The organism is Clostridium sp. ATCC BAA-442, assembly GCF_964239415.1.
GTDB classification, from domain to species: Bacteria; Bacillota; Clostridia; order Oscillospirales; family Oscillospiraceae; genus Flavonifractor; species Flavonifractor plautii.
On the sequence record NZ_CAXSQB010000012.1, the window covers coordinates 1 to 2,293 of the forward strand.

At 51.6% G+C, this 2,293-nt stretch carries 4 protein-coding genes; all 4 read left to right on the forward strand.

Annotation, left to right across the window (positions count from 1 at the left end):
* Nucleotides 1-638: 638 nt before the first annotated feature.
* The 4 genes from ACESY8_RS07155 to ACESY8_RS07170 are packed head-to-tail and all read left to right on the forward strand — an operon-like array spanning nt 639 to nt 1,933.
* Nucleotides 639-935, forward strand: coding sequence for a hypothetical protein (locus ACESY8_RS07155; RefSeq protein ID WP_021631953.1), 297 nt, complete (start codon nt 639-641; stop codon nt 933-935).
* Nucleotides 856-1,404, forward strand: a complete 549-nt coding sequence (locus tag ACESY8_RS07160) for a recombinase family protein (RefSeq protein ID WP_242957319.1) — start codon at nt 856-858, stop codon at nt 1,402-1,404. Before ACESY8_RS07155 ends, ACESY8_RS07160 begins: the two co-directional genes overlap by 80 nt.
* Before the next feature lie 18 nt (nt 1,405-1,422).
* Nucleotides 1,423-1,797, forward strand: a complete 375-nt coding sequence (locus ACESY8_RS07165; protein WP_054338422.1) for a DUF4368 domain-containing protein — start codon at nt 1,423-1,425, stop codon at nt 1,795-1,797.
* A 22-nt stretch (nt 1,798-1,819) separates the two neighbouring features.
* Nucleotides 1,820-1,933, forward strand: a complete 114-nt coding sequence (locus ACESY8_RS07170) for a DUF4368 domain-containing protein (RefSeq protein ID WP_080568026.1) — start codon at nt 1,820-1,822, stop codon at nt 1,931-1,933.
* Nucleotides 1,934-2,293: the final 360 nt, after the last annotated feature.

Sequence of the window (2,293 nt, forward strand, 5' to 3'; positions counted from 1 at the left end):
GGCCTTTTTTGCCTGCCCTGTTTTCCAATGAGGATTTTTTCATTCAGAGGCTTGACTTTTTATTTGCAGACTTTTGAGGGACAACGCCCCCTCTGGAAATAATGTATAGCAATTTTAATACCAACTGTTACTCAATGTGTCCTCTGCTTGGTGCTGGAAGTATGTCACAGGGGATTATAGCACAAAAAACAATATATTTTTAGATGCATAATACGGCTGATATAATCTAACGGATTCTGAGATTTTTACAGAAAATAAAGGCCTGGATGAATTACTGCAGAGTTGGAAATATTCACCGCAAAGACATTCCGTTATGAGACTGCAAAGCCCAGAGACTATGTTGTGGGAGCCATGGTGGACGAAGCGATAAATTGTTGGCCTTTCTCTCGAGTGCATGCGCATAAATGGGGGGGGGCCATAGTCATCGGGAAGACCCGAAAACCAGTCGGTGGCGTGCGAGCTACGTTACTTTCGAGCGATGCCGCGATATGCCCGGCATCTGGAAATACCGCGGGCATTGCTTTCGGGGTGAGACGGTGGAGCGTGGCCAGGATCCGGTCTGCTGCTGAAAGATTTGTACTTTGAAATATGGGGGGCCAGAGTTTTGCCGGCCGCCTGTTTTATGGAGTAAAGGTAACGTGAAGCGGCTGCCGGAACTGGACAGGCTGGTGCAGTCCGCTTACGGGGATAAGGTCATGGGACGCGTCCCGGAAAACCTGTGTGTCCAGCTCTTGAATGGCTATGAAGTAGAGCGAGCCGCAAAGCAGGAGCGGCGTAAGGTACTTTGCGAACTGCTGTCTGCCAGGCGGGAAAAAGAACAGTCCGTAGACGAGTGGCTGAACATGATGCAGGATTATGCTCAGCTGGAAGAAGTGGATCGCCCCACACTGGTTCGGCTCATTCAGACGCAAGGTAAAATCAGCGTTCAAGGCTAAATTTGCCAAAGGACAAAGGATTTTCGCCTATGCGCCCATTGGCTGCCGCAAGGACCCGGAGGGAAAAGCCTGCGCCTGGACCATAGCCCAGGTCAAAAGCATTTTGAAGGATGAAACCTACATCGAAAATTCGGTCCATTACCGGGAAACAAATATCTCCTATAAAAATAAGAAGCGTATCCGCAAGGACCCCAGCGAGTGGGTACGTGTCGAGGGGACTCATGAGGCGATCATTTCGAAAGATGTTTTTGACCGTGTGCAGGAACAGATCGCCACACACCGCCGTTCTATGAAGAACCAGACAACACAAATTTTCTCCAGGCTTCTCAAATGCGCCGGTTGTGGCTGGTCTATGCGTTTCAGGACAAAACGCCAGATCAAGAAACCATACAGGCATTACGATTGCAGCCGCTATGGACAACTCGGCAATCAGTGTTCCGCACATTATGTCCGCTATGATGTTCTTTAGCTCTATGTTCTCTCCCGTTTGCAGTTCTGGATTAAGGCGGTCCATCAGAATGAGAAAGCCATAGCCGCCCGCCTTTTGAAGCCCTCCAACAGTGGACAGGAGGCAAAGCACAGACGGGCGGCGGCGGAGAAAAAGCGGGCGGAAAAACGTCTTGCCGAGCTGGACAGCCTGATAGCCCGGATATATGAGTACAGGACCGCGGAGGTCATGACCGCCCGGAACTTCTCTATGCTCTCCCAAAAGTACCAGCAGGAGCAGGAGGCGCTGGAGACTAAAATCCTGGCCTTGAATACACAGCTTGAAGCCGCACGGGAACAGACGGAAAACATTGAAAAATGGCTTGCTTTGGTAAAGCAATATGCCGACCTGTCTGAGCTGACCGCAGAAGTATGATTACCTTGATTGAAAAATCCTTATCCATGAGGCGGTAAAGGACAGCGAGGGAAAACGGGTACAGAAAATCGAGATTTTCTATCGCTTCATTGGCAACATCGACCAAGCCGTTGACACCATCTTTTTAACTGCGTGAAACGGACCAGAGTTTACCGGACAGTGAAAAAATAATTCGACTGAGTGAGATCTTCGGAGTAACAACGGATTATTTGTTCAAAGGCAAAGAGTCAGACCCTATGGACATCTATGTCCAGCATACTTCAAAAGGCGGGGGCGGATATGTCTGCGAAGGTGACGGAGCGCTTGGAAGGGGTACGCCGCATGAGCACCGCCAGCGGCCCTTCTGCTGGCGGCCGCCGCGGTTATTGCTGGACGCATTTGCTGCTCAAGTGTTGACCGGCGGACGGCCTGCACTAAGGCAAACAGCAGGCGGAGCAAAGAGGGGGGGGGGGGGGGGGGGGGGGGGGGGGGGGGGGGGGGGGGGGGGGGGGGGGGG